Annotated in this window: 18 protein-coding genes; 6 read left to right on the top strand and 12 right to left on the bottom strand. The window is 44.2% G+C overall.

Features of this window, described 5'->3' with window-relative positions; genetic code table 11:
* Window positions 1–32: 32 nt before the first annotated feature.
* Together AC1DU2_RS04590 and AC1DU2_RS04585 are read right to left on the bottom strand one after the other, a co-directional pair.
* Window positions 33–365, bottom strand: coding sequence for a DNA-directed RNA polymerase subunit omega (locus AC1DU2_RS04590; RefSeq protein ID WP_477361078.1), 333 nt, complete (start codon window positions 363–365; stop codon window positions 33–35).
* A gap of 11 nt (window positions 366–376) precedes the next feature.
* Complete coding sequence (locus AC1DU2_RS04585; RefSeq protein WP_477383017.1) at window positions 377–1,306, bottom strand: outer membrane protein assembly factor BamD; 930 nt, start codon at window positions 1,304–1,306, stop codon at window positions 377–379.
* Window positions 1,307–1,570: 264 nt separating this feature from the next.
* Here AC1DU2_RS04585 and AC1DU2_RS04580 point away from each other — a divergent pair, with 264 nt between their 5' ends.
* The 3 genes from AC1DU2_RS04580 (at window position 1,571) to AC1DU2_RS04570 (ending at window position 5,402) form a co-directional block, all read left to right on the top strand.
* Window positions 1,571–3,016 (top strand): SDR family oxidoreductase, encoded by a 1,446-nt coding sequence (locus tag AC1DU2_RS04580; protein ID WP_477383016.1) that lies wholly within the window; start codon window positions 1,571–1,573, stop codon window positions 3,014–3,016.
* A gap of 177 nt (window positions 3,017–3,193) precedes the next feature.
* On the top strand, window positions 3,194–4,096 hold the full coding sequence (locus AC1DU2_RS04575) for a TIGR01777 family oxidoreductase (protein ID WP_477383014.1): 903 nt from the start codon (window positions 3,194–3,196) through the stop codon (window positions 4,094–4,096).
* Complete coding sequence (locus AC1DU2_RS04570; protein WP_477383013.1) at window positions 4,089–5,402, top strand: cryptochrome/photolyase family protein; 1,314 nt, start codon at window positions 4,089–4,091, stop codon at window positions 5,400–5,402. The genes AC1DU2_RS04575 and AC1DU2_RS04570 overlap by 8 nt, the downstream gene beginning before the upstream one ends.
* Before the next feature lie 2 nt (window positions 5,403–5,404).
* Here the strand turns inward: AC1DU2_RS04570 and AC1DU2_RS04565 are convergent, their stop codons facing one another.
* From AC1DU2_RS04565 to ggt, 4 genes are all read right to left on the bottom strand, one after another.
* Complete coding sequence (locus tag AC1DU2_RS04565; protein WP_477383012.1) at window positions 5,405–6,331, bottom strand: FKBP-type peptidyl-prolyl cis-trans isomerase; 927 nt, start codon at window positions 6,329–6,331, stop codon at window positions 5,405–5,407.
* 62 nt (window positions 6,332–6,393) lie between these two features.
* Window positions 6,394–6,891, bottom strand: coding sequence for an FKBP-type peptidyl-prolyl cis-trans isomerase (locus AC1DU2_RS04560; RefSeq protein ID WP_477383011.1), 498 nt, complete (start codon window positions 6,889–6,891; stop codon window positions 6,394–6,396).
* Window positions 6,892–7,230: 339 nt separating this feature from the next.
* Window positions 7,231–7,674 (bottom strand): MarR family winged helix-turn-helix transcriptional regulator, encoded by a 444-nt coding sequence (locus AC1DU2_RS04555; RefSeq protein ID WP_147056003.1) that lies wholly within the window; start codon window positions 7,672–7,674, stop codon window positions 7,231–7,233.
* Between the two features lie 276 nt (window positions 7,675–7,950).
* Window positions 7,951–9,672, bottom strand: coding sequence for a gamma-glutamyltransferase (gene ggt / locus AC1DU2_RS04550; RefSeq protein ID WP_477383010.1), 1,722 nt, complete (start codon window positions 9,670–9,672; stop codon window positions 7,951–7,953).
* A gap of 246 nt (window positions 9,673–9,918) precedes the next feature.
* On the opposite strand from ggt, the gene AC1DU2_RS04545 reads away from it, so the two are divergent.
* Window positions 9,919–10,416, top strand: a complete 498-nt coding sequence (locus tag AC1DU2_RS04545; protein WP_147056004.1) for a hypothetical protein — start codon at window positions 9,919–9,921, stop codon at window positions 10,414–10,416.
* Window positions 10,417–10,632: 216 nt separating this feature from the next.
* On the opposite strand, the gene AC1DU2_RS04540 is transcribed toward AC1DU2_RS04545, so the two are convergent.
* Window positions 10,633–14,376: a S8 family serine peptidase gene (locus AC1DU2_RS04540; protein ID WP_477383009.1), complete on the bottom strand. Its 3,744-nt coding sequence runs from the start codon at window positions 14,374–14,376 to the stop codon at window positions 10,633–10,635.
* Window positions 14,377–14,507: 131 nt separating this feature from the next.
* Window positions 14,508–16,157 (bottom strand): NAD+ synthase, encoded by a 1,650-nt coding sequence (locus AC1DU2_RS04535; protein WP_477361100.1) that lies wholly within the window; start codon window positions 16,155–16,157, stop codon window positions 14,508–14,510.
* A 57-nt stretch (window positions 16,158–16,214) separates the two neighbouring features.
* Here AC1DU2_RS04535 and gldB point away from each other — a divergent pair, with 57 nt between their 5' ends.
* Entirely contained in the window at window positions 16,215–17,252 is a 1,038-nt protein-coding gene (gldB, locus tag AC1DU2_RS04530) for a gliding motility lipoprotein GldB (RefSeq protein WP_477383008.1), read from the top strand.
* Window positions 17,253–17,581: 329 nt separating this feature from the next.
* Here gldB and AC1DU2_RS04525 read toward each other — a convergent pair whose 3' ends face one another.
* The 4 genes from AC1DU2_RS04525 to AC1DU2_RS04510 all read right to left on the bottom strand — a co-directional run bounded on the left by AC1DU2_RS04525 (window position 17,582) and on the right by AC1DU2_RS04510 (window position 22,454).
* Window positions 17,582–17,776, bottom strand: a complete 195-nt coding sequence (locus AC1DU2_RS04525) for a hypothetical protein (protein WP_090651678.1) — start codon at window positions 17,774–17,776, stop codon at window positions 17,582–17,584.
* A gap of 60 nt (window positions 17,777–17,836) precedes the next feature.
* Window positions 17,837–18,727 (bottom strand): DUF4349 domain-containing protein, encoded by an 891-nt coding sequence (locus AC1DU2_RS04520; RefSeq protein WP_477383007.1) that lies wholly within the window; start codon window positions 18,725–18,727, stop codon window positions 17,837–17,839.
* Window positions 18,728–18,930: 203 nt separating this feature from the next.
* Window positions 18,931–19,821 (bottom strand): DUF4349 domain-containing protein, encoded by an 891-nt coding sequence (locus tag AC1DU2_RS04515; RefSeq protein ID WP_477383006.1) that lies wholly within the window; start codon window positions 19,819–19,821, stop codon window positions 18,931–18,933.
* 239 nt (window positions 19,822–20,060) lie between these two features.
* On the bottom strand, window positions 20,061–22,454 hold the full coding sequence (locus AC1DU2_RS04510) for an ABC transporter permease (protein WP_477383005.1): 2,394 nt from the start codon (window positions 22,452–22,454) through the stop codon (window positions 20,061–20,063).
* Between the two features lie 130 nt (window positions 22,455–22,584).
* Between AC1DU2_RS04510 and AC1DU2_RS04505 the strand changes: the two genes are divergently transcribed.
* Entirely contained in the window at window positions 22,585–22,968 is a 384-nt protein-coding gene (locus AC1DU2_RS04505; protein WP_477383004.1) for a hypothetical protein, read from the top strand.
* Window positions 22,969–23,019: the final 51 nt, after the last annotated feature.

Here is a 23,019-nt window from a genome sequence, read left to right as displayed (position 1 = left end):
ATTTTGACTTTTGAATTTTGCCTTAACGAAGCTTATACTTCTTTAGCCGGGTTACGGTAGTAAATCTTATCGTCTAAAAACTCCTGAACTGCAACCAAAGATGGTTTTGGCAATTTTTCGTAGTATTTAGAAATCTCGATTTGCTCACGGTTTTCAAAAACTTCTTCCAGATTATCGTTTGACGATGCAAACTCAGAAAGTTTTTGGTGTAACTCTTCTTTAATATTGTTTGATATCTGGTTCGCCCTTTTAGACATGATCACAAGCGACTCATATATATTGTTGGTTTTAACGTCCAGCTCGCGTAAATCGCGGGTTACAGTGCTGCTTGCTACTGCTGGTTTGTTGGTGTTATTAGCTGTCATATCTTAATTTTTTAATATGGTATTTTCTGATCCTGATTCTTTTCTGATGGTGGCTGCGTTTTTAGCGTATCTTTCCTGGCGGCTAACTTCTTGCCCAGTTTGTTATTTGCAAGGTCTTCGGCCAGTACCCGGTTGGCATCCACAATACCGGTTTGGCTATCTTTTTTAAGCGTAGTAGCTTCGTGGCCGTATTTGCTTTTAGGAAACTTGTCGTTAAACTGATCGGCATAGGTTATGGCCTGTTCAAAACGTTCAACCTGTTTGGTTTCAAAGCTATGGTTGGCGTACTCATACTGCGCTTTTATGGTAAGGTACTCAATTTCCTCGCCATATTTGGTATCCGGGTAATCGCGCAGTACGTTATTAAAAGCAATAACTGCCGATTGATAATCGCTGATGGTTAAATATAACTTAGCGTTTTCATAAGCTTTTTGCTCCAGTTTATCGCGCAGGTTTTGTATCAGTTTACTCGCCTCGGTAACACGGTCGCTTTTAGGGTAAAGGTTAATAAACAGCTGTAACGTTTCAATAGCCTTTAAAGTGTTTTCCTGGTCGAGCGAGTAGGTAGGCGAATCAAGGTAGTAGCAATAGGCTGAAAAGAAACGGCATTCCTCAGCCCTTGGGCTCGACGGGTAAGTATCGGCAAAGGTTTTAAAATGAAACCTTGCAGATGTATAATCCTTTAGCTTATAGTTGGTGAAGGCATAGTAATAAAACAAGTCTTCGGCAGCACTGCGGCCACGATAGCGTTCAACCAGCACATCAAACAAACCCAGCGCTTTTTCGTACTCCTGTTTATTATAGTACTTAATGGCTTCCTGGTATTTTTTGGCGTAATCGTTACTTGCTTTTAACTTTTCGTATTTGCTTTTACAACTTCCCAGTGTTATAATCAACAGGGCTAAAACACAGGCGAATAACGTTAGTTGTTTTTTAAACATTTTGCAAAGATAGGTGATTAATGTAAATCAGTCAATTATTTATTTAGCTGCTAATATATAACGTGTTTGGTGCTCCTTTTATACATCCTATACGCATTTAACATCTTTTAACTTATGGTAGTTTTACAGCGCAGATTGTATGTGTATAAAGCAAAGGCTTTTGTTTGGTAAAACTCATTAACCTTGTTTTTGCTATCATAATTGTTAGCTTGGTTTTAAATCGGCTTTGTAAAACACCATGTCTTCTTTATTGTTTAAATACATATGAAAGTTTTACTTGCCGGTGCCAATGGTTACATAGGAACAAGGCTTATCCCGGTTTTGCTGGAGAAAGGTCATGATGTAGTTTGCCTGGTACGCGATAAGCGCCGTTTTCATGAGCACAGCGATTTTAGTAAACGGGTTACCCTGATTAACGGCGATTTGCTGAAGGAGGCGGATATTGAAGCTTTCCCCGAAGATATTGATGCCGCTTATTACCTGGTTCATTCCATGTCGCAGGCGCAGGATTTTGCGGCTTTGGAGGTGTTATCGGCTTATAATTTTATCCAGGCCCTTGATAAAACCAATTGCAGGCAAACCATATTTTTAAGCGGTATTACCAACGATGAAAACCTGAGCCGGCACCTTGAATCGCGCAGGCATGTAGAGGACGTATTAAAGGAGGGCAAGGCTGCGCTTACCGTGTTAAGGGCAGCCATCATCATCGGTTCGGGCAGTGCATCGTTCGAGATCATCCGCGACCTTACCGAAAAACTGCCTATCATGACGGTTCCGCGCTGGGTAAATACCCGTTGCCAACCCATTGCTATCCGCGATGTGTTGGGCTACCTGGAGGCCGTAATGCTTAACCCCAAAACATTTAACAAAACATTTGATATTGGCGGCCCGGATATTTTATCGTTTAAAGATATGATGCTGGTGTATGCCAAAGTGCGTAAGCTTAAACGGCATATATTTATTATACCGTTCCTCTCGCCAAAAATCTCGTCATACTGGCTTTACTTTGTAACCTCTACCAGCTATACACTGGCCCAAAGCCTGGTAAACAGTATGAAGAACGAAACCATCATGAAGGACCATGCCATTGATGATATTGTGCCGCGCAAATGCCTTACCTATGAGGAAGCATTAAACCTGGCCTTTGTAAAAATCGAGCAAAATTCTATAGTATCCAGCTGGAAGGATGCCCTGAATATGGGCTACCTTACCACCGGCTTCATGGATCAGATAAAGGTGCCTCAAAACGGTACGCTTGAATATAAAGTAAAAGTGCCCTTTGAGCGCGATAGCCAGGATGTGTTTGTAAATTTCATGTCGGTAGGGGGCAATAGGGGATGGTATTATTGGGACTGGATTTGGAACCTGCGCGGTTTTCTTGATAAGTTATTCGGTGGTGTAGGCTCGCGCCGCGGCCGTACCAGCAGCATTAACATAGCACCGGGCGATGTGATAGATTTTTGGAGGGTATTATTAGCCGATAAAGAAAACAAACGCCTGTTACTATATGCCGAAATGAAGCTGCCCGGCGAGGCCTGGCTTGAATTTAAAATAATTGAACGTAATGGTACTAAAAATCTGAGCCAGGTAGCTACCTTTAGGCCCAGCGGCCTTTGGGGCAGGTTGTACTGGTACGCCATGTGGCCATTCCACCTGTTTATTTTTAAAGGAATGGCCAAAGAGATTGTACACTATGGGGAGGTTCATTAGTCATTGTCGCTTCGCTTGTCATTGGTCATTTCGCTTCGCTGTCATTGGTCATTGATGGTTTGCAAAAATACTTTAGATAATCAAAACAATAAAAGTCCCGGCCAATTCCAACTAATGACTAATGACTAATGACTAATGACTAATGACTAATGACTAATGACTAATGACTAATGACTAATGACTAACATATTAATAACAGGCGGCTCGGGCGGCTTAGGTAAACGGTTAAGTAAGCATTTGCTGGGCAAAGGCTACCAGGTAAGCGTGCTGAGCCGGACACCGGGTGGCGACAATACTATTAAAACCTTTTTGTGGGATGTAAATAAAGGCGCTATTGATGAGCATTGCATTGATGGCGTAGATACTATTATTCACCTGGCCGGCGCCGGTATTGCCGATAAGCGCTGGACCGATGAACGCAAAAAAGAGATAGTCGAAAGCCGTACCAAATCAATAGCGCTTATTTATAACCTGGTAAAAAACAGGGCCAATAAGGTTGCAACGGTAATATCCGCTTCGGGCATTGGCTATTATAATGACAGGGGCGATGAGCTGCTGACAGAAACCAGCGCCCCAACCCATGATTTTATATCCCAATGTTGTGTTGAATGGGAAACCGCTGTTAACGAAGGCGAAAAGCTGGGGCTGCGGATACTGAAATTCCGTACAGGTGTGGTTTTGGATAAAGATGCAGGGGCATTACCAATGTTGGCGCTCCCGGTAAAATTATATGTTGGCTCGCCTATAGGCACCGGCAAACAATGGATCCCGTGGGTTCATTGGCAGGACGTAATTGATATGTACCTTTTCGGCGTCGAAAATAAGGGCCTGAAAGGCGTGTACAATATGGTGGCGCCAAACCCGGTTACCAACGCGCAAATGGTACAAGCGGTGGCCCGCCAGATGCGTAAGCCACTATGGGCTCCAAGGGTTCCGGCGTTTTTACTGAAACTGTTGTTGGGCGAAATGAGTTCACTGGTTTTGGGAAGTACCAAAGTATCGGCACAAAAAATTACGGATGCGGGCTTCAGTTTTAAATACCCCGAAGTAGCCGATGCATTAAAAGAGATTTATGGATAATAACATACCCGTTACCATCTTCTGGTTTCGGCGCGATTTGCGTTTAAATGACAATGCCGGTTTGTACCGGGCGTTAAAAAGTGGCAACCCGGTTTTGCCCGTATTTATTTTTGATCAGGAGATACTGGATAAGCTGGAAGATAAAAGCGATGCAAGGGTAACTTTCATTTATAATACCATCGAAAACCTGCGCAGCCAGCTACATAAACATGGCAGCAGTTTGCTGGTTGTGTATGACAAGGCAACCAATGCCTGGGACAACATCATCAAAGAATACCCACTTGCAGCAGTATACACCAACCATGATTATGAACCCTACGCGGCGAAACGCGATGACGTTGTAAAGGAGAAACTAAAACAGCACGGAATCGCCTTCCATACTTTTAAAGACCAGGTAATTTTCGAAAAAGATGAGGTTACCAAGGATGATGGTAAGCCTTACACGGTTTACACGCCTTATCAGCGCAAATGGTACGCAACGCTTAAGCCATTTTTTTTAAAAAGCTACCCTACCGAAAAATACCTCGACAAGCTGGTGAAAATCCATCACCTGCTGCTACCGTCATTAAATGAGATGGGTTTTGTGAAAAGTGAAGCCCATTTTCCCGACCGGGAATATAAAGAGGTAATTGGCGACTATGCAGCAAAGCGGGATTTTCCTGCCAGCAAAGGCACCTCGCATATCGGCTTACACCTTCGTTTTGGCACGGTAAGTATTCGTGAGCTGGCTAAAACAGCGCACGGCTATCACAACAAAACGTGGCTGAACGAGTTGATATGGCGGGAATTTTATATGATGATACTGCACCATTTTCCACATACGATGGATTCTGCTTTCAGACCCGAATACGACCGGATAAAATGGGTAAATGATGAAGGCCAGTTTAAAGCCTGGTGCGAAGGACGAACCGGCTACCCGATTATTGACGCGGGTATGCGGGAGTTAAATGCAACAGGTTTTATGCACAACCGGGTGCGCATGATTGTAGCCAGCTTTTTAACCAAAGATTTGCTGATTGACTGGCGTTGGGGCGAACATTACTTTGCCCGTAAGCTGTTAGATTACGAAATGGCCAGCAATGTTGGCGGCTGGCAATGGGCTGCAGGCTCGGGCACTGACGCGGCACCTTACTTCAGAATTTTTAATCCCGAATCGCAAACCAAAAAGTTTGACCCTGAACTGAAGTACATAAAAAAATGGGTTCCGGAATATGCCGATTTCGGCAAGTATCCTAAACCCATTATCGATCACGCCTTTGCACGCGACCGTTGTTTAAAAGCTTTTAAAGCCGCTTTGGCTAAGTAATATTAGTTAGTTATGGTAACTACCGTAAAATCAAATCGAAGGCTGGTGTTTCCGGCAACTCCTGTAGTACCAGCCCTGCCATAACCATACCTCGACGGTAATAACAAGGTAACAGCAGCCCCCGTTGTAAGCCCCTGGAGGCCCTGCGCAACGCCAGGTACCACGCTATCTATTGAAAGGGATGTAGCGGTACCATCGGTAGGACTTGCGTCGAACTGAACGTCAGTTAAAAACTTAGCAGCATACGTTGCTGTAAAGGTTGAGTATTGATCAATAGGATCTGTACCGGTGCCGGGAATAGTTACTTTGTAATAGAAACCGCCGGAGGCTTTTGTAAAGCCGGTTAAGCCTTTGGTTGAGATGTAGTTTTTGATAATCTGATCATCATATAAATTCTGGTCAGATACCAGGTTTACATAATAGTCAAGACACTGGTTGCCGGCAATACGGGTGTTTACATTGCTCGAACTGCCAGATCCGTAACCATTTACACCATAAGCCAGGCGCGAAGGGATAAGGATGCGAGCCCTTGTACCTTTATATTTTAAAATGTTGTGTATTGCTATTTGTAAACCTTTAGGGAAACCGCCCTGGTTAATGTGGCCGGCGAAACCATCGTAATGATTAGCTGTAAGCGAATCGAGCGAAGTATATTTGCCATCAAACGATTTTAAAGTAAACACAAACTTTACCGTATCCGAATAAGCAACAGGGGTAGTGGTGGCACCCTGCGACAGTATCTGGTAATAAATACCGCTGGTATCCCCATCGGAGGTATCGCGTATCATTCCGGTAAGGCCATTGGCTTTAATGTAGTTTTGGATATTGGTGGCGTCGTATTGCGTAATATTCGGATCGTCGCTGGTTTTGCGGCAAGATAATAACCCTACAGAAATAAGGAATAAAAGCGTAAAAGTAATTTTTCTCATTTATATTATTTGTTACCGGTAAACGGCGCGTAATTATCAGCCTTTACCTTCATTATTGTCTTTTAGTTTGTTACGTTATAAAGCTGTATGTTAAAATCAAGCACCGAATTTGCCGGCAAATGTATCGAATCCTGCGCATATGGCCCGTAAGCATAGCGCGATGGTATCAATAACCGCACTTTGCCTCCCTTTTTTATCTGCGGTACACCTAACTGCCAACCCCTTATCACGCTCCCTAATGTGTACGACGGGTGAAAATTATTGGTTTGCGCAAATGTATAACCGGTAGTTAGTATTTGCCCCGTAAATCCTACTGTTATGGTTGTGGAACTGGTATACAAATCGTTGCCTGAACCCTGTTCGCCGGTTTTAATGATGTAATATACCCCCGTAGTGTCAATTTGCTTTGCACTATCTTGAGGGTGAGCTAACCGGTAATCGGTTATGATCTTATCGTCGATACCCTTTTGAATATTATACTGCACCATCGGGTCGACAGATTTTTTACATGCGCCCAAGCCAGCCATCAAAACCAATAACAAAACCAGTAACCTGTTCATTTTTTCAAAAGGCAAATTTATTCTTTTATAATAGAAAAACGGCAGCTTAACATTTTTTAACACATTCAATTAAAAAAAGCACCGCAGTGGTATACAAAAACATCTGTATCAGCAAAAAACGTATTCCAATCAAAAAAATTATCTGTGCTTTTTGTCATTGGTCATTATCGCTGCGCTTGTCATTGGTCATTTCGCTTCGCTGTCATTGGTGGATTTATTAAAAAATTAAAACAATCGTTAGCCAATCAAACTTGGCCCTTAATGACTAATGACTAATGACTAATGACTAATGACTAATGACTAATGACTAATGACTAATGACTAATGACTAATGACTAATTAAGGTTTATAGTTAATGGTAAGTTTATTGATCTTTTTGAGCATTTCGGTAAGGTACTCTTTATCAGCTTCGCTGATGTGCTCGTTAAGGTAATTGTTAAACTGTTTTACTACGGCGCGGGCCTGGTGGCGTTTTTCTTTGCCAAGTTCGGTCAGGTAAATTTTTACCGAGCGTTTGTCGCCCTGGTTTGATTCCCGGTAAATAAGCCCGGTTTTTTCCAGCTGGTTAAGCATCCTTGACAAACTGGTTGATTTAAGGCCCAGTAAAGCTGCCGCCTGCGATACCGTGGTGCCTTCGTTTTCGTCGATATTGATTAACAGGTAGCCGATAGATTGTGTAATGCCAAACTCTGTAACCAACTGGTTATACCTGTTGGCCACGGTTTGCCACACAATCTTCAAAAAATAATCGATGGTTTCCTGGTGCTTTACGCCTTTATGCATCTTTAATAGTATAGGTTATACGTTGTACGTGATACGTTTTTATTTTCGGTTTCCCTAAGCAATTACGGTTTCTGTTGTAACAACGTTGCGAAAGTACATCTTATTTTCTTCACCTTTAATCAACGTAAAACGTTTCAACCGTGTTGTGCTGGATAAGTTGTAAGTTATACGTTTATCTTATCGTACGATTATCTGTTTCTGCGGAGCAATTACGATAAAGGAAAGCTACCCTCCTGATAACCGTAAACGTATCACGTACAACTTAAAACAAATACGCTAATATCCCATTGTTGTATCATCCCCCCTTGGGTCAGCGCCGCCTTCGTAGTAGCCTGATGGTTTTTTCAGGATGGCATCTACGCGGCCTATGCCTCCGGTGGGTTTTGTTTTGTAGCCTTTGGCCTCAAGCCTGGATATGGTTGCACTATCAACGCCATCCCGCTCAAAAACAACTTCATCCGGCAACCACTGGGAGTGGAAACGTTTGGAGCTTACTGCCTTTTGCATGTTTTGGTCAAACTCTATCACATTCAATATCGTTTGAAAAACAGAGGTTATAATGGTAGAGCCGCCCGGAGTGCCCACTACCATAAACAGCTTGCCGTCTTTTTCGATGATGGTTGGTGTCATGGATGATAGCATACGTTTGCCCGGCTGAATGCTGTTGGCTTTGCCGCCCACCAGGCCGTACATGTTAGGTACGCCGGGTTTCGAGCTAAAATCGTCCATTTCATTATTTAATAAGAAACCCGCGCCGTTTACAAATATTTTAGATCCGAAACTATCATTTAGCGTAGTGGTGATGGATACCGCATTACCATCCTTATCTACTATCGAGTAGTGGGTGGTTTGGTCGCTCTCGTATCCAACAAAAGTGCCGGGTTTTATGCTGGCGCTTGGTGTGGCTGCATCCCAGCTAAAATTACTCATTCGTGATGTGATGTACGCTGGTTTAAGCAGGCTATCAACAGGTACTTTATAAAAATCAGGGTCGCCAAGGTATTTAGAGCGATCGGCATACACCCGGCGTTCGGCCTCAACAATTAACCTGATGGTCGAATCCTGGTTATAGCCCCATCGTTTTAAAGGATATTTTTCTACAGATTGAAGTAACTGTAGTAACGCAATGCCTCCGCTTGAGGGCGGCGGCATGGTAATTATTTTGTAGCCCTTGTAATTGCCTGTTATAGCCTCGCGCCAAACCGAATGGTAATTTTTAAGATCTTCTTTGGTCATCAGCCCGCTGCCGTTTTTCATTTCGGCAACAATCTGGTTGGCTACTACGCCATCATAAAAACCGTCGCGGCCTTTATCGCGGATAAACTCGAATGTTTTGGCAAGGTCTTCCTGCACCAGTACATCGCCTTCTTTCCATCCGCCTTGTTTTAAAAGATAGTTTTTGCCGGGGTTCAGTTTTATAAATTGAGCCTGGGTGCGGTTAAGGTCGCTGGCCAGGTGTTTGGTTATTTTAAATCCGTTACGGGCCAGGTCAATTGCCGGCTGCACCAGGTCGGCCCATTTCAATTTGCCGTATTTTTTGTGGGCGGTTACCATCCCATCTACCGATCCGGGGACTCCCGAGGCCTGGTGGGTATACAGGCTCATATCCGGAATTACATTCCCTGCCGAATCAAGATACATATTTGCACTAGCGGCACCAGGGCCTTTTTCCCTGAAATCAAGCGTGCTGGTTTTACCCTTGCCCGAGCGGAAGACCATAAACCCTCCGCCGCCGATATTGCCCGCCTGCGGGTGCGTAACGGTTAATGCAAAATGTACAGCCACGGCGGCATCAACAGCGGTGCCGCCTTTCTTTAAAATATCAACCCCCACCTGCGAAGCATCGGGATAGGCGCAAACTACCATCCCATTACTGTATTGGCCAGTATTGCTTATACCTGATTGCCCATGTACGTATCCGGCGGGTATAAACAAAAGTACCGCCATAGCAAGGCCAAGATGTTTGTTGCTTTTTATTTTAAAGGAGTGTAATATCATTATCAACTAAAATTATTTTCACTAAAGTAACCTATTTATAGGCAAAAACCCACGGAAAAAGCTCATTATTTAGGATTGAAAATCAATGGACTGGGCACAATTTAGCGTCGATTTTAAGCCGAAATAGCATAAAAAGCATATTTGAACGTTTATTTACCTGAACATTTGGGTCTAAAAATGGTTAAACCTATGTTAAATTCAAATGTCATTGCATTACCTGTTTAATTCATTTACTAAAACTACTACATGAAAAAAATCATTTACATCCTGTCGTTATCGGTTTCGTTTTTATTGATAAACCAGCGTTCGCAGGCGCAGGATTACAAGGCCGCGGCCGGTTTAAAGTTTGGCGCTTATGAGATAGGCCCATCAGGAAAATATTTTTTGAACCAGACTACGGCTATTGAAGGTATCCTGGGCATACGCGATCATGGTATAGTAATTACCGGTTTGTACGAAATTCATACCCGTGCTTTTAATGTTGATAAGCTAAACTTTTTTTATGGTTTTGGCGGTCACTTAGGCTCGATAGGCAGTGGTTATTACAAACGTTTTGGCAGCGATGCCCAATATTATAAAGACAGGCATCTTTTATTTGGCGCCGATGGTGTGGCGGGCCTGGAGTGGGTAATACCCAACAGCCCCATTGCCGTAAGCCTTGATCTGAACCCGCGCCTTGAAGTAGCTACCGGTCCGTTTTTTGATATCGCGCCCGGTGTTGGCGTGAAGTATACTTTTCAGTAAAGAGAGCCTCAACCTGCCCTCCCCAAAGGAGAGGGTTCTTGAATGTTCAATTAAATACCTCGAAATTTGCCATTACGCAAATCCAAAGCCCTCTCCAAAAGAGAGGGTTCTTGGAATTCGCCATCACGCAAATCAAAAGTCCTCTCTTTTGGAGAGGATTATTCGCATTTTAAATTTGTTTTGGCACTCATGATAGCTACGCTGTTTAGGTGAGGCTTAATGCACCACAATCACCTTCTTAGCATAAGCCTTGCTGCCCAGTGTGGCCCTTAATATATACACACCGGGCTGCACGCCTGTTACATTCATTACTGTGCTGAAATTGCCTTGCGGGATGCTTTGCTTTTCGGAAACTATGGTTTGCCCTACTGAGTTAATAAGTGATAAGTCAAGATCTGTAGCGGCATTGGCTTTAAAAACCACATACAGGTTGGTGCTTGCCGGTACCGGGAAAACGGTTAAACCAATATCGGTAGATTTATCAACATTGGTTGCCGTGCGGGCATAGGCAAATACATCCGATATTACCGCGCAGCCGCTGGCAAGCGTATCAACAACCTGGTAATTCCCGCTTTGCAATGGGTCAAACGTAGCGCCGGTGGCACCCTGTATGGGCTTGCCGTTTAACAGCCACTGGTTGCCTGTTGTAAAGCTGGAGTTTAAGGTATTGTTGCTTTGCACAATAACAGGTTTGGTTAAGGTAACCGCTTTACGCGCCGCCGAAGCACAGCCCAGGCTTTGTACCTTCATATCATAAAAATAGTAATAGAAACCTTTATAATAATTGGTGTCGGCGGCATTATCACCGGTGGCGTCGTTACCAAGGATGCTGAAGATGTTGCCGATGCTAAAAGGATAACTTGTTACGCCTGCATTATTACGGTATATGGTGGCCGTGTTATCATAGGCAATAGATATTAAGTAATTACCGGCTGCCGGCAGCTCCAGGTTAAGGTCATATACTTTGCCCTGGTCGGCCGGGTCATCGGCCTGTGCGCCGGGTAGGGGGGTGGTGCGGGTGGCCTGTGCGTTGATAGTTGTAGTGGCCACAACCTGCCCGCTGCTGTTGCTTACGTTAAATGTTATTTTGCCCGAATTGCCAATATACAAACGTGCCGACTGAATAACCACCGGAACTTTAGTGTTAACAATCACCGATGGCGTAAATTGGTTATACCCGCCACCCGTAAAAACGTTTTTTGTTGCTGGCCCAACTGTCCCCTTAAAATCATTTACACCTGCATAAAAGGTATTGTTTACAGGAGTTGCCGTGGTATTGGCAGGGCTGCCTGCCGCAATGGGTATAGCATCGTTAATGTTTTGATACCAAAGCATGGTGCCATCGCCCTGCCCTAATAGTTGGTATTGTTTGGTATCGGTACAATAATAGGCACTTAAATCGCCTATTGCCGATGGTGTGTTGATGACGATGGTTGTGGTAACGGTATCGTTGGTTTTTACAGGATCGCCGGTTAAATTGCTGATGGCCGTTATGGTATAAGTGGCGCCGGCCAGGGCATTAAAGTTTTGGGCGAAGGTAAAGTTATCCTGATCGCCGGGGGCAAGGGTGCCTGTATAAGTACCGGTAAATGTAGTTACGGTATTATCGGCAGCAGTTATTTTTACGGTTAATGGAATGTTGGTAATAGCCGCGCTGCCAAAGTTTTTAACCGCGAGGGTAACCGGTGTACTTGCCGAACATGCCCCGCTTGACCCCGGGTTAATTATAGATAGCACGCCGGCATCAATACTGGTTTGTAAAAACTGCACCCGGTAGTCCTGCGTTTCGCCTTTGGCATAGCTGCCGCAGGCTGTAATATTTGCAGCACTATTGGTTTCGCTAAGTACTACACGCATCAGGCTATAAGTTCCGGCTGCAACGTTTGCCGGTATTTTGATGGTTGTATTGTAGGTGCCGGTGCCATTTATAATGCTGGTGGTTGCTACAAGTTCGGTATCTTCAAAAACGCCGTTCTCGTTATAGTCAATAAAAACCTTGGCTGCTTTATTGAAGTTGCTGCCGCAGGTGCCCAGTGTAAGGCTAAGCGGGTACGATTTATCCTGCTCAAGCTGAACGGTTAAATTGGTATAATCAGAATAGCTTTTGCAACCCGCTGCCGGGCTGTTGTCAATATTAGCCAGCTTAACATTTTCTATACGCGAATCGGCATTACTTAGAGGTGCCGAAGAGCAATACGCTGTGCCGCCCATCCCGGTAACTATAAGTGAATAAGCCTGCGGGCCGGATGTTAAAGTGCCTTTGTGCGATATAGTGATGGTGTAAGCCTTGCCGGGTATGGTATTGGCAATATATACCTGCTCTACATTATCCCTAATGTTGTTGCCGGTGGTTGCAGCTGTCGATGGATGGTCGGGATCTAAAACCCAGGCATTGTAAGTGGTGGTGCCATCGCTTACTTTAATATCCAGGTCGTTAATAAGTTTTGGAGTGCGGCTGTTGATGGTGCCATCGGGCAAAACTGTTCCCTGCGGATCCGTCCAGGCAATGGTGGCAATCAAGGCGTTGGCGCCAGATGCCAGTACATTAAATGTTTGGGTTTGGCCCTGGGCAAGCGAGTTTTCCTTTACCATGCTTTTAATGCCATTGTCGGTAATGGCCTGTGCTGCTCTTGGCATATCAAGCAATCCCCAACCGTAAATATAATCGGGCCCAACGTTGCCGGCATCAAAAGCGGTATGGCAAACCAGCCCTTTCAGCGTGGCCGACTTCATGAAACTTCCGCTGTTTTTTTGCGAATAATACTCCTGCAACAAATACAACGAGCCGGTGATATTTGGTGCAGCCATTGAGGTGCCCGATAAGGTAAGGTACGATGTAGGGTTGTCTATCCCAACCGAAGTTACATTAACCCCATCGCCCACAATATCCGGCTTAATGCGGCCATCATCCGTAGGGCCCCAGCTGCTAAAATAGGCAATACTCACGTCGCTCCTGTTGGTAGGGCCCGATGGCAGCGGATTTACCGCGCCAACCGTCAGTGTGTTTTTAGCGTTGCCTGTAGTGCTGATGATGTCATAGCCGCTGTTGTCGCTTATGGTTGTGGGGCGGGCGCCTTTGTTTACAATGGTTTGATCGGTGCGGCTGCGGTAGCCGTAGTAGGTTGTACCTATGGCCGGCCCGTTGCTGGCCCTGCTGTTACCTGCTGATTCTACAATAAGATAATAGGGGGCCGTGTAGGCTATTTTATCCCATGATTGGGCACGGGTATCGTAAAACCCAAAAGTGTAATCAACGGTATCGCCCGGCAAGCCGTACCACTCCCAGCGGCTGGCATCGCTGTTGTAATCCCAACCGGCAACATCGCCATAAGAATGGTTTGATAATAACAAGCCTGCTGCCGCGCCGCTCATTTCAGCTACATCGTTATCAAAATCCCATGATAACAGGCTGCTGGCGTTAAACGCCATACCTTTTGCCGGTGCGTAAACACCTTTGGCAATCATGGTGCCGGCCACATGCGTAGTATGGTCAAGCACCGAAGCGCCATCTTTTATGGTGATGGCTTTGCCCGCAAATTCCTGGTGCGCGGTATAAACCGAACCGCCATCCCAAATGGCCAGTTTACCAACAAGGTTGCTGCCCGATCCTGAAAGATTTAACCCTAATGAGCCGCCTGGCTGTACGGCGTTGGTTCCTGTTGTAGCCGCGGCCGTTGTATTGTTGTGCGTGGTAAGATATATAGGAAAACCAAGGCTGTTTACGCCCTGTAAAAACACGTGGTTGCCATTGCGCGACCGGCGTGTAACCGGCCAGCCTTTTTGCGCCGCCAATGAAAGGGCCTGTTGCTTATTTACAATGAATGTACTCCTCAATTGCGAAGAAAAGCTGCTTAATTCGGCTTTTTTTGCATCGCTAACCAGCGGTTGCTGGGCAAATGTTTGAACTGCAATACACAGCAGAAAAAAAGAAGTACATATCGCGGCGTATCGCTTATTCATAGGCTTGAAATATAGCATTTTTAGTATCAAGTATTTAGTATCAAGTATCAAGATTTTTGACTTTCAAACAAAGGGCTTTTAAATTAATCCGCAGCTGTCTTGATACTTGATACTAACTACTTGATACTATATCAGGAAAGATATTTCCCTACTATCGGCATTCTGCGGCCCATGCCAAACGCCTTGGGCGATACCCGTAATATCGGCGGGGTTTGGTAGCGCTTATGTTCGGCGGAGTTGGTGAGCTTGATCACCCTTCGAACGGTTGCTTCATCGTAACCCATTTTAATGATCTCGGCAGATGAGCGGCGGTATTCAATATATTCTTCCAATATCTTATCCAGTATGTCGTATTCTGGCAGCGAATCTGTATCCTTTTGATCGGGCCTTAACTCGGCCGATGGCGGTTTTACGATGGAGTTTATCGGGATGATCTCTTTATCTTTATTAATATGGCGGGCCAGGGCAAATACCTGGGTTTTGTATACATCGCCTATAACAGAAATGCCGCCGCACATATCGCCGTATAAAGTACCGTAGCCCACAGCTGCTTCGCTTTTATTGCTGGTATTAAGTAGTATATAGCCAAACTTATTGCACATGGCCATTAACAATATAGCCCTGCTGCGCGATTGGATATTCTCTTCGGCAATGTTAAACGGAAGGTTTTTAAACTGCGGGTGCAGCGATGTTTCTATAGCCTGGGTAATATCCTTTATGGCGATGGTCTCGCTTTTACAACCCAGGTTAGCCACCAGGTCTTCGGCGTCTTTCAGCGAATGATCGGTTGAAAAACGGGATGGCAGCAAAACAGCCATTACATTTTGAGCGCCTAATGCCTCGGCAGCAAGTGCGCAAACCACGGCTGAATCGATACCGCCAGACAGGCCTAAAATAGCCTGCTTAAAGCCCGATTTATAAAAATAATCGCGGATGCCTAATACAATGCCCTGGTGAATTTGTTCAATATCGCCAGGCCTATCTGTTTTCATGGTTGTTGGATGCTCAAAGCTGATGGTATTATCATCATTAAGGGTATAGTAAGCCGTGCTTTCTTCAAAATAAGGCATTTCATCTATCAGCGTGCCCGCATTATCAAACACCAGCGATCCGCCGTCAAAAATCAGTTCGGTTTGTGCGCCTATATTATTGATATATAAAAGGGGCAGCTTGTAACGGCTGGCGTTATCGCTTAAAATAGCAATCCGCGTTTCATCATGGTTATAGGCAAATGGCGATGCCGCGATATTAATCATTACATCAGGCTGCTGATGGATCAGAATATCCATAGGGCGGGTGATGTATAATGGGTTTTCAATCGTGTTCCACAAGTCTTCACAAATGGTAAGCGCTATTTTTTTGCCTTTAAATTCAATACAGTTAAAATCGGTTGATGGTTCAAAATAGCGATATTCGTCAAATACATCATAATTGGGCAATAGCGCTTTATTTACTACGGCTTTAACCTTACCATCTTCAATAAAATAGGCCGAATTATTTAAATCCTTGCCCTCGGTTTTATTATTAAATGTTGGCAGGCCAATAATACAGGCTATATCAATACATACCCCAGCTATTTTTTTTGCCGATTCTTCGCACAGGCCAATAAACTCGTCAAATTCCAGGAAATCACGGGCCGGATAGCCGCACACGCATAATTCGGCAAAAACCACCAGGTCGGCGCCGTTTTGCTTTGCTTTTAGTATATGGTCAATTATTTTGGCCGTGTTCGATTCGAAGTTACCTATATGATAGTTAAGCTGGGCTAATGCAATTTTCATGGATGGTATAGTAACGTATTAATGCAAATAAAAATTATTTTTGCTCAAAGGATAAATATGATAACTACCCGGTATAAAGCAAAACAAATTTACTTAATTTTTTTTATCGGTCTGATATTGTCGGCCTGCGGGCGCAACAAAAAGGTTGATGTAAGTAATATTGACCTTGAGGTGAAGATTGAACGCTTTGACCAGGATTTTGACGCCATGCGCACCCAGCCCATGGCGCAGCAGGCTATTCACCTGCATAATAAGTATAAAGTATTTTACCAGGATTTTATTGAGCGTATTTTACCGGTGGGCAGCATTAGGGATACCGCATATTTTAAAACCCTGCGCAACGTGTTTGCCAACAAAGCCTATAACGACCTGAGGCACGATGTGGAGGCTACTTACCCCAAACTGGATAAGCAGGAAGCCGAACTTACCGATGCATTTAAGCATATTAAATATTATTATCCGCAAAAAAGGATTCCAAGGGTTTACAGCTACTTTTCGGGCTTCCAGGCGCAAACATCTATAGGCGATGGGTATTTTGCTATCGGGCTCGATTTGTTTTTGGGCGCCAATTCGCGATTTTATCCTTCCATCACCAGCGCGTTCCCGCATTATTTATCAAGGCACTTTACGCCCGAAAATATTACACCACGCGTGGTTGAAGGCATTGCCCGCGAAGATATGTTCCCCGAGAGTGATGACGATAAATCACTTTTAACAAAAATGATTTACAACGGCAAAATCATGTATTTTATGGACAAAATTTTGCCCAATGCCGGCGATACCCTGAAAATAAGCTACACCCGCGACCAGCTAAAATGGTGTACCGATTTTGAGCCGAAGATATGGGCTTACTTTTTGGACGAGAACCTGTTGTATGAAACCGACTATCCCAAAATTCAAAAATACCTTACCGAAGCTCCTTTCACTCCCGGCCTTGGCGAACGCAATGAATCGGCCCCCAAACTTGCCGTATGGACGGGCTGGCAAATTGTACGTGCCTATATGGATAAACATCCCGAAGTTACCCTGCAACAGCTGATGGCCAATAAGGATGCGCAGAAAATATTAAATGAATCAAAGTATAGGCCGAAGTAGGTCCCCCCAGCCCCCTGAAGAGGAAGCTTTTGACTTGCTTTTATCAGATAAAAATGTCATTTCGATAGAGCACGCGGGGGGAGTTGCGGGGAGCGCGAAAGAGAAATCTTTTACGCCCTGGAATCCGACGGTCTACCTTGATTGCAGGGCGTAAAAGATTTCTCCTCACCCCCTGCGCGCAAACCCCTTTAGGTTCGTCGAAATGACATTTTGTTTTTGATCAAAATAATTTTAAACGTAATGCTTTGAACCAAAAAAGCCCCGACCAAAATGGACAGGGCTTTTATAATATGATTTCCCAAACTCCCCCTTCAGGGGGCCGGGGGGCTTTACTTCATTATTGCGAAAACAGCTTTTAAAGCTATCAGGGTACCAATTAACAATGCTGCGTTGGCTATCCATGAGAAATAAGCTGAGTTTTCATCGCCTGCAAAACGGATAAATACACCAAAAATGCCTATGATGATTGCGACAACTAATAGTTTGTAATGTTTCTCTGCGTTAGCGTTTTCCATTGACTCCATGATACCGATATTTTTTGTACCGCAAAAATAGAAATGTTTACCGAAAATGCTACTAAATTTTTATGATTTTATAGTGCCGAAAAATGCCGGGTGTTTTCGTTTATAATACCTGTACAATAGCCACAAGCCGATGGCTGCTAAAATGAAGACCCAGATATTGGCGAAACCAACGGCCAGATTGATAAAAAGCGACCATCCATAAATTAATGCGCTAACCAAACGTTTAGAAGCAGGCAGCTGATATGCTGATGCATCATTACTTGGTAATACCTCTTTTAATACCGTTCTGCTTTGGTAAAAACTTAATATTACGGTACTAAACTTTACATCCTGGTCTGTTTTAAGGTTAGCAATTTTTCTGTCGACAATGTCATCTTTAGCCGTGAGTTGTTTTTCCGGGTCGATCTTTTCACCGGTGTTAGCCTCCTGCTTCACCGCATTTTCCCTGTTTTCGCGCTTAAGCTTTGATGACAAGTAATCAAGAGATTTATCTTCGATGTTCATTTTCCTGTTCTCCACATATAGCCCTATCTGGGCAACCTGGTTCATGAAATCTTCCAGGTGATTTGGAGGAACGTTGACTGTCATATCGGCAACGCTGCTGAACGAAGAAATGTGCATCACAGAATCATTACCGACGCTAAGGTCCTGGCTGCCTTCATTTGTTGTTTGCATTTGGTGATGGATTACCATGCCCCCATATTTTGCAGTTAAGGCGGTAACCGTTTCTGTGGCTTTGCCAACATCTTTTACTTTTACACGCATATCGGCCGTTTTAACCAGCTTAGCATCGTCAAGTTTGTCGGTTTGGGCCGCAACTGCAGCAGGCGATGCGCTGACCGTATCTGCGCTATTAGTGCTTTTTTCGTTGTCGTAACTTCCGCCAGATCCCTTACAAGCGCCCAGCAGCAATACTCCCGCCGCGAGGGCAGTAAAAATTTTTGTTTTCATGATGTTAATTTGTTTTTTGGTTACTATTGATACCAAAAAGGGTATTTAGGTGACCCTTATGTTTAAGAAAATCAGTAAGTTATGATGATTAGCTGGGCGTTGGTTAAAGACTCACCCGCTCATGGGTATTATCTAACCATAATCTGCTCCAAACCATTTTCAATACCCTTCGTCAACGTTCCCGAAAGGAATGAAAATACTACTCAGGGTTTTATCGCACCTAAAAAAGCCGGGTGTTTTCTTTTATAATATCTGAATAACATCCATATGCCTATCGCGACTAAAACAAATACCCAAAGATTGGTAAGCGCTAAAATTAACTCGGTAAACATAAACCAGCCATAAGCCAGGGAATTGTACAGGCGTTTGCCGAAGGGAAGCTGATATGCGGCCGGATCATCATTGGCGATGGTTTCCTGGATGATGGTATTGCTTTCATAAAAGTTAAGGTTAATTACGCTGAACTTAACGGCAGCATCTATTTTAAGGTTATCAATTTGCCCATCTACCATATCATCCTTTAACAATAATACATTCAGTGGATTTTTGATGGTCACCTTGCCTTTCTTTTGTTGATCTACCAATTCTTTACGGCTCTTCAGTTTTAGTTTTGCAGATAAGTAATCGAGCGATTTATCTTCAATATCCATTTTGCTGAGGGCAACATGCGTACCCATATGGGCCACCTGGTACATAAAATCCTCCAGCTTATCTGAGGGGACTTTAATGGTCATATCTTCGTTGGTATTGAATGCCGATACCCTGCGTACAGAGTCGCCACTGATGCGGTAATCCTGGCTACCCTGGGCCGATGACTCCATTTGATGATGCATTACCATGCCGTTGTGTTTAACCGTCAGTGCTGTTATTTTTTCGGCCGTTTGCTGTACGTTTTTTACTTTGAAACGCATATCGGCCGATTTTACAAGCTTGGGTTGTACAAATAGGGAAGTATCGACCATCGTTTCTTTATCTGACTTAGCCGAATCGGCGCCGCTGCTGTTAACAGCCTCGTAATTTCCCGACCTGCCTCCCTTACAAGCGCCCAGCAGCAATACTCCCGCCGCAAGGGCAGTAAAAATTTTTGTTTTCATGATGTTAATTTGTTTTTTGGTTACTATTGATACCAAAAATGCCATTTAGGTAACCCTACGGACGAGATAATCAGGGGATTAAAGTTGTAGGGTCGTAAGGGCAGGTTGACTTTAATGAAGTGTTTGGCGGAACGCTGGCGACGACTCACCCCGCCGATGTTATATCCCGCAAAGTTTCGCCAGCTTTTCACCAATGAACTGATGAACCAGTGAACCAATGAACTAACCGAACCAATGAACTAACCCTCCTCCTTCAAACTATCCACAGGATTAGCTATTGCTGTTTTGATAGATTGAAAGCTCACGGTTATCATGGCAATTACAACAGCCGCCAGCGCGGTAACCACAAATACCCACCATTGGATGTTTTGCCGGTAAGCATAACCCTGCAGCCATTTTTGCATTACCAGCCAGGCTAATGGTGTGGCAATAGCAATGGCTATGAGTACCAGTTTGATGAAATCTTTTGATAGCATGGTTACCAAACTGAATACCCCGGCACCTAATATTTTGCGGATGCCTATTTCGCGGTTACGCTGGCTGGCGGCATAAGCCGCAAGGCCAAATAAACCCAGGCAGGCTATCATAATGGCAAGGGTGGTAAATACTGCGAACAGGGTCCCCATGCGCTGCTCGGTGCGGTAAAGGGCGTCAAAATCGGCATCCATAAATGAGTATTCAAATTGCTGGTTTGGGGCAAGCTTTTTCCACTCATGCGCTGCCTGGTTTAAAAAAAGCGGCAGGTTTTTGGTATTCACTTTAACGCAAAGCAACTGCCGCCAATCCTGGTCCATCACCATAACCAGCGGACTGATATTATCCCTTAACGAACTGAAGTTGAAATCTTTTACCACACCAATAACATGATATGTTCTGGCATTTGGCCCCTGCCCGGTAGTAAGCGTTTTGTTTAAGGCATTGTTATTAAAGCCCAGCATATTGGCAGCCGTTTGGTTAATAACCATACCCGATGAGTCGGAACGGAACTGGCCCGAAAATCCGCGGCCTGTTAACAGGTGCATGCCCATTGTATGCAGGTAATCTTCATCAACCGACCAATATTCGGCCATCAAGCCGCTTTTATGTTCGCTGCTGATGCTGTTTGGGAAGTGGGTGGTGTTGGTAGGGTAGTAGGCGCTAAGTGTGGCATTAACCACGCCAGGTAATTGCTTTACCTGCTGTTTTAGCAACTGCGGATTGTTTAAGGCGTTTACATTTTTTACCAGTAGTAACTGGTCACGGTTAAAGCCAAGGTCTTTATTTTGGATATACCTGAGTTGGTTGTAAACTACCATGGTGCCAATGACCAGGAAAATGGATATCGAAAACTGGAATACCACCAAAAAACTGCGCAGCATACCTCCTTTAAAACCGGTTGATATTTTACCCTTTAAAACATGGGCAGGATGAAAGGCCGACAGGAAAAAGGCGGGGTACGAGCCGGAAACAATACCAACAATAACGATAATAATCGCCAAAGCAGGCACCAGCCAGCTAACCAGTTGCGTGCTTATCGTTATCTGTTTCCCGGCCAGCTGGTTAAATGCAGGTAACAACGTCCATGCCACTAACACCGCCAAAATGGTAGCTGCCAGGGTAACAATAAATGATTCGGACAGGAACTGTACGATGAGCGCCCAGCGCGAGGAGCCCAGTACTTTGCGCACCCCAACTTCGCGGGCACGGTTGGCAGCACGGGCGGTTGAAAGGTTCATAAAGTTGATACAGGCCAGCACCAATATAAACAATGCAATGGCTGAGAATATATATACATACTGAATGTTGCCGTTTGGCCCCAGCTCGCGCTGGCGGTTTGATTGCAGGTGTATGTCTTTTAGCGGCGTTAAATTCAGCCGGATATAGTTACCGCCTTTTTCAAATTTATCCATGTTCATACTGCCGTTAAGCCATTGGCGCATCAGGGCAGGCAGCTTGTCCTCGAGGCGGGTAGGGCTTGCACCTGGCTTCAGCATAATATAGGTGCCGAAACTAAAGTGGTTAAAAGTTTTGTCGCGCGATGACTCCTGCGACAAAATTGACAGGAAGAAACCGGCCGTAAAATGCGATTGCACCGGTACATCTTTAACAACCCCGGTTATTTTATGCGGGATGCTATCTGTATTAATGGTGAGTGTTTGGCCCACCACGTCGGTTTTGTTAAAGTATTTGATGGCCGACGATTCGGTAAGTACAATAGCGTTAGGATCATTAAGCGCGGTTTTCGGGTCGCCATTAATCATGGGCAGGGTAAATATCGAAAACAGGGATGGGTCGCAATAGATCACTTTATCTTCGGCAATATCCTGGCTGCCTTTTTTAAAGCGGATATTTAATGCTGGCGAAATCCTTACCGCGTTTTCAACCTCAGGGAAATTGCTTCTTAAAGCATCGCCCACAGGAGGCGCAGCAATAGCAAATGAAGTTACAACGCCGCCATATTTTAAATCGGTGTTTACCCGGTAAATGCGTTCATATTTGGTGTTGTACCTGTCGTAACTCAACTCATCAACCACGTACAACACAATGAGCAGGCAGGTTGCCAGGCCCAGTGCCAGCCCTAAAATATTGATAAAAGTAAAACCCTTGTTTTTTAATAGGGAACGGAATGCGGTTTTGAGGTAATTCCTGATCATAGCTTTATTGGTTGATAGGATAAAGCTATAACTAAATATTTAGTTATTCAAGGAGGCAAAGGAAAATAGGCTGATTTTTGTAAAATAATTCTAAATTAAAACCCCAAATGGGAACCTTAATGAAAGTACCATGAATAAAGCAATAAAAAATCGATACGGGATTAAATTTGAAAACGTCATCGTTGAGAGGGGGCAATTTGGTAAGGAAATACACAAAGTGGTAGATGTTAATATATTTTCGTTGGGCGTTTTTCTGATGTGTTGGATTAAGCCTGATAAAATAGATCAGCGTCTACTTCCGGACATTTATGACGTATTAAATGGTGTTTCCGGTTTGAGAGAGAATGGCTCTCCAACAATTCAAATAGAGATTACGCGTACTGAAACCGTTTTTTATGATAATCGCGCCGGCTATGATTGGCCAAGAATCCCCACTACTGATTCCAAAGAAATTACTGAGGCATGGAGAAATTTTCTTTTGGAACCACCGCTTGATAGGTCTGAAGTTGACTAAATAATATTCGGACTGTGTTCTTTTGTCATAGTTCTGTTAAATCCCGTCCCG

The organism is Mucilaginibacter sp. P4_C11, from assembly GCF_056402115.1.
This window is presented reverse-complemented; position numbering and strand designations above follow the sequence as displayed.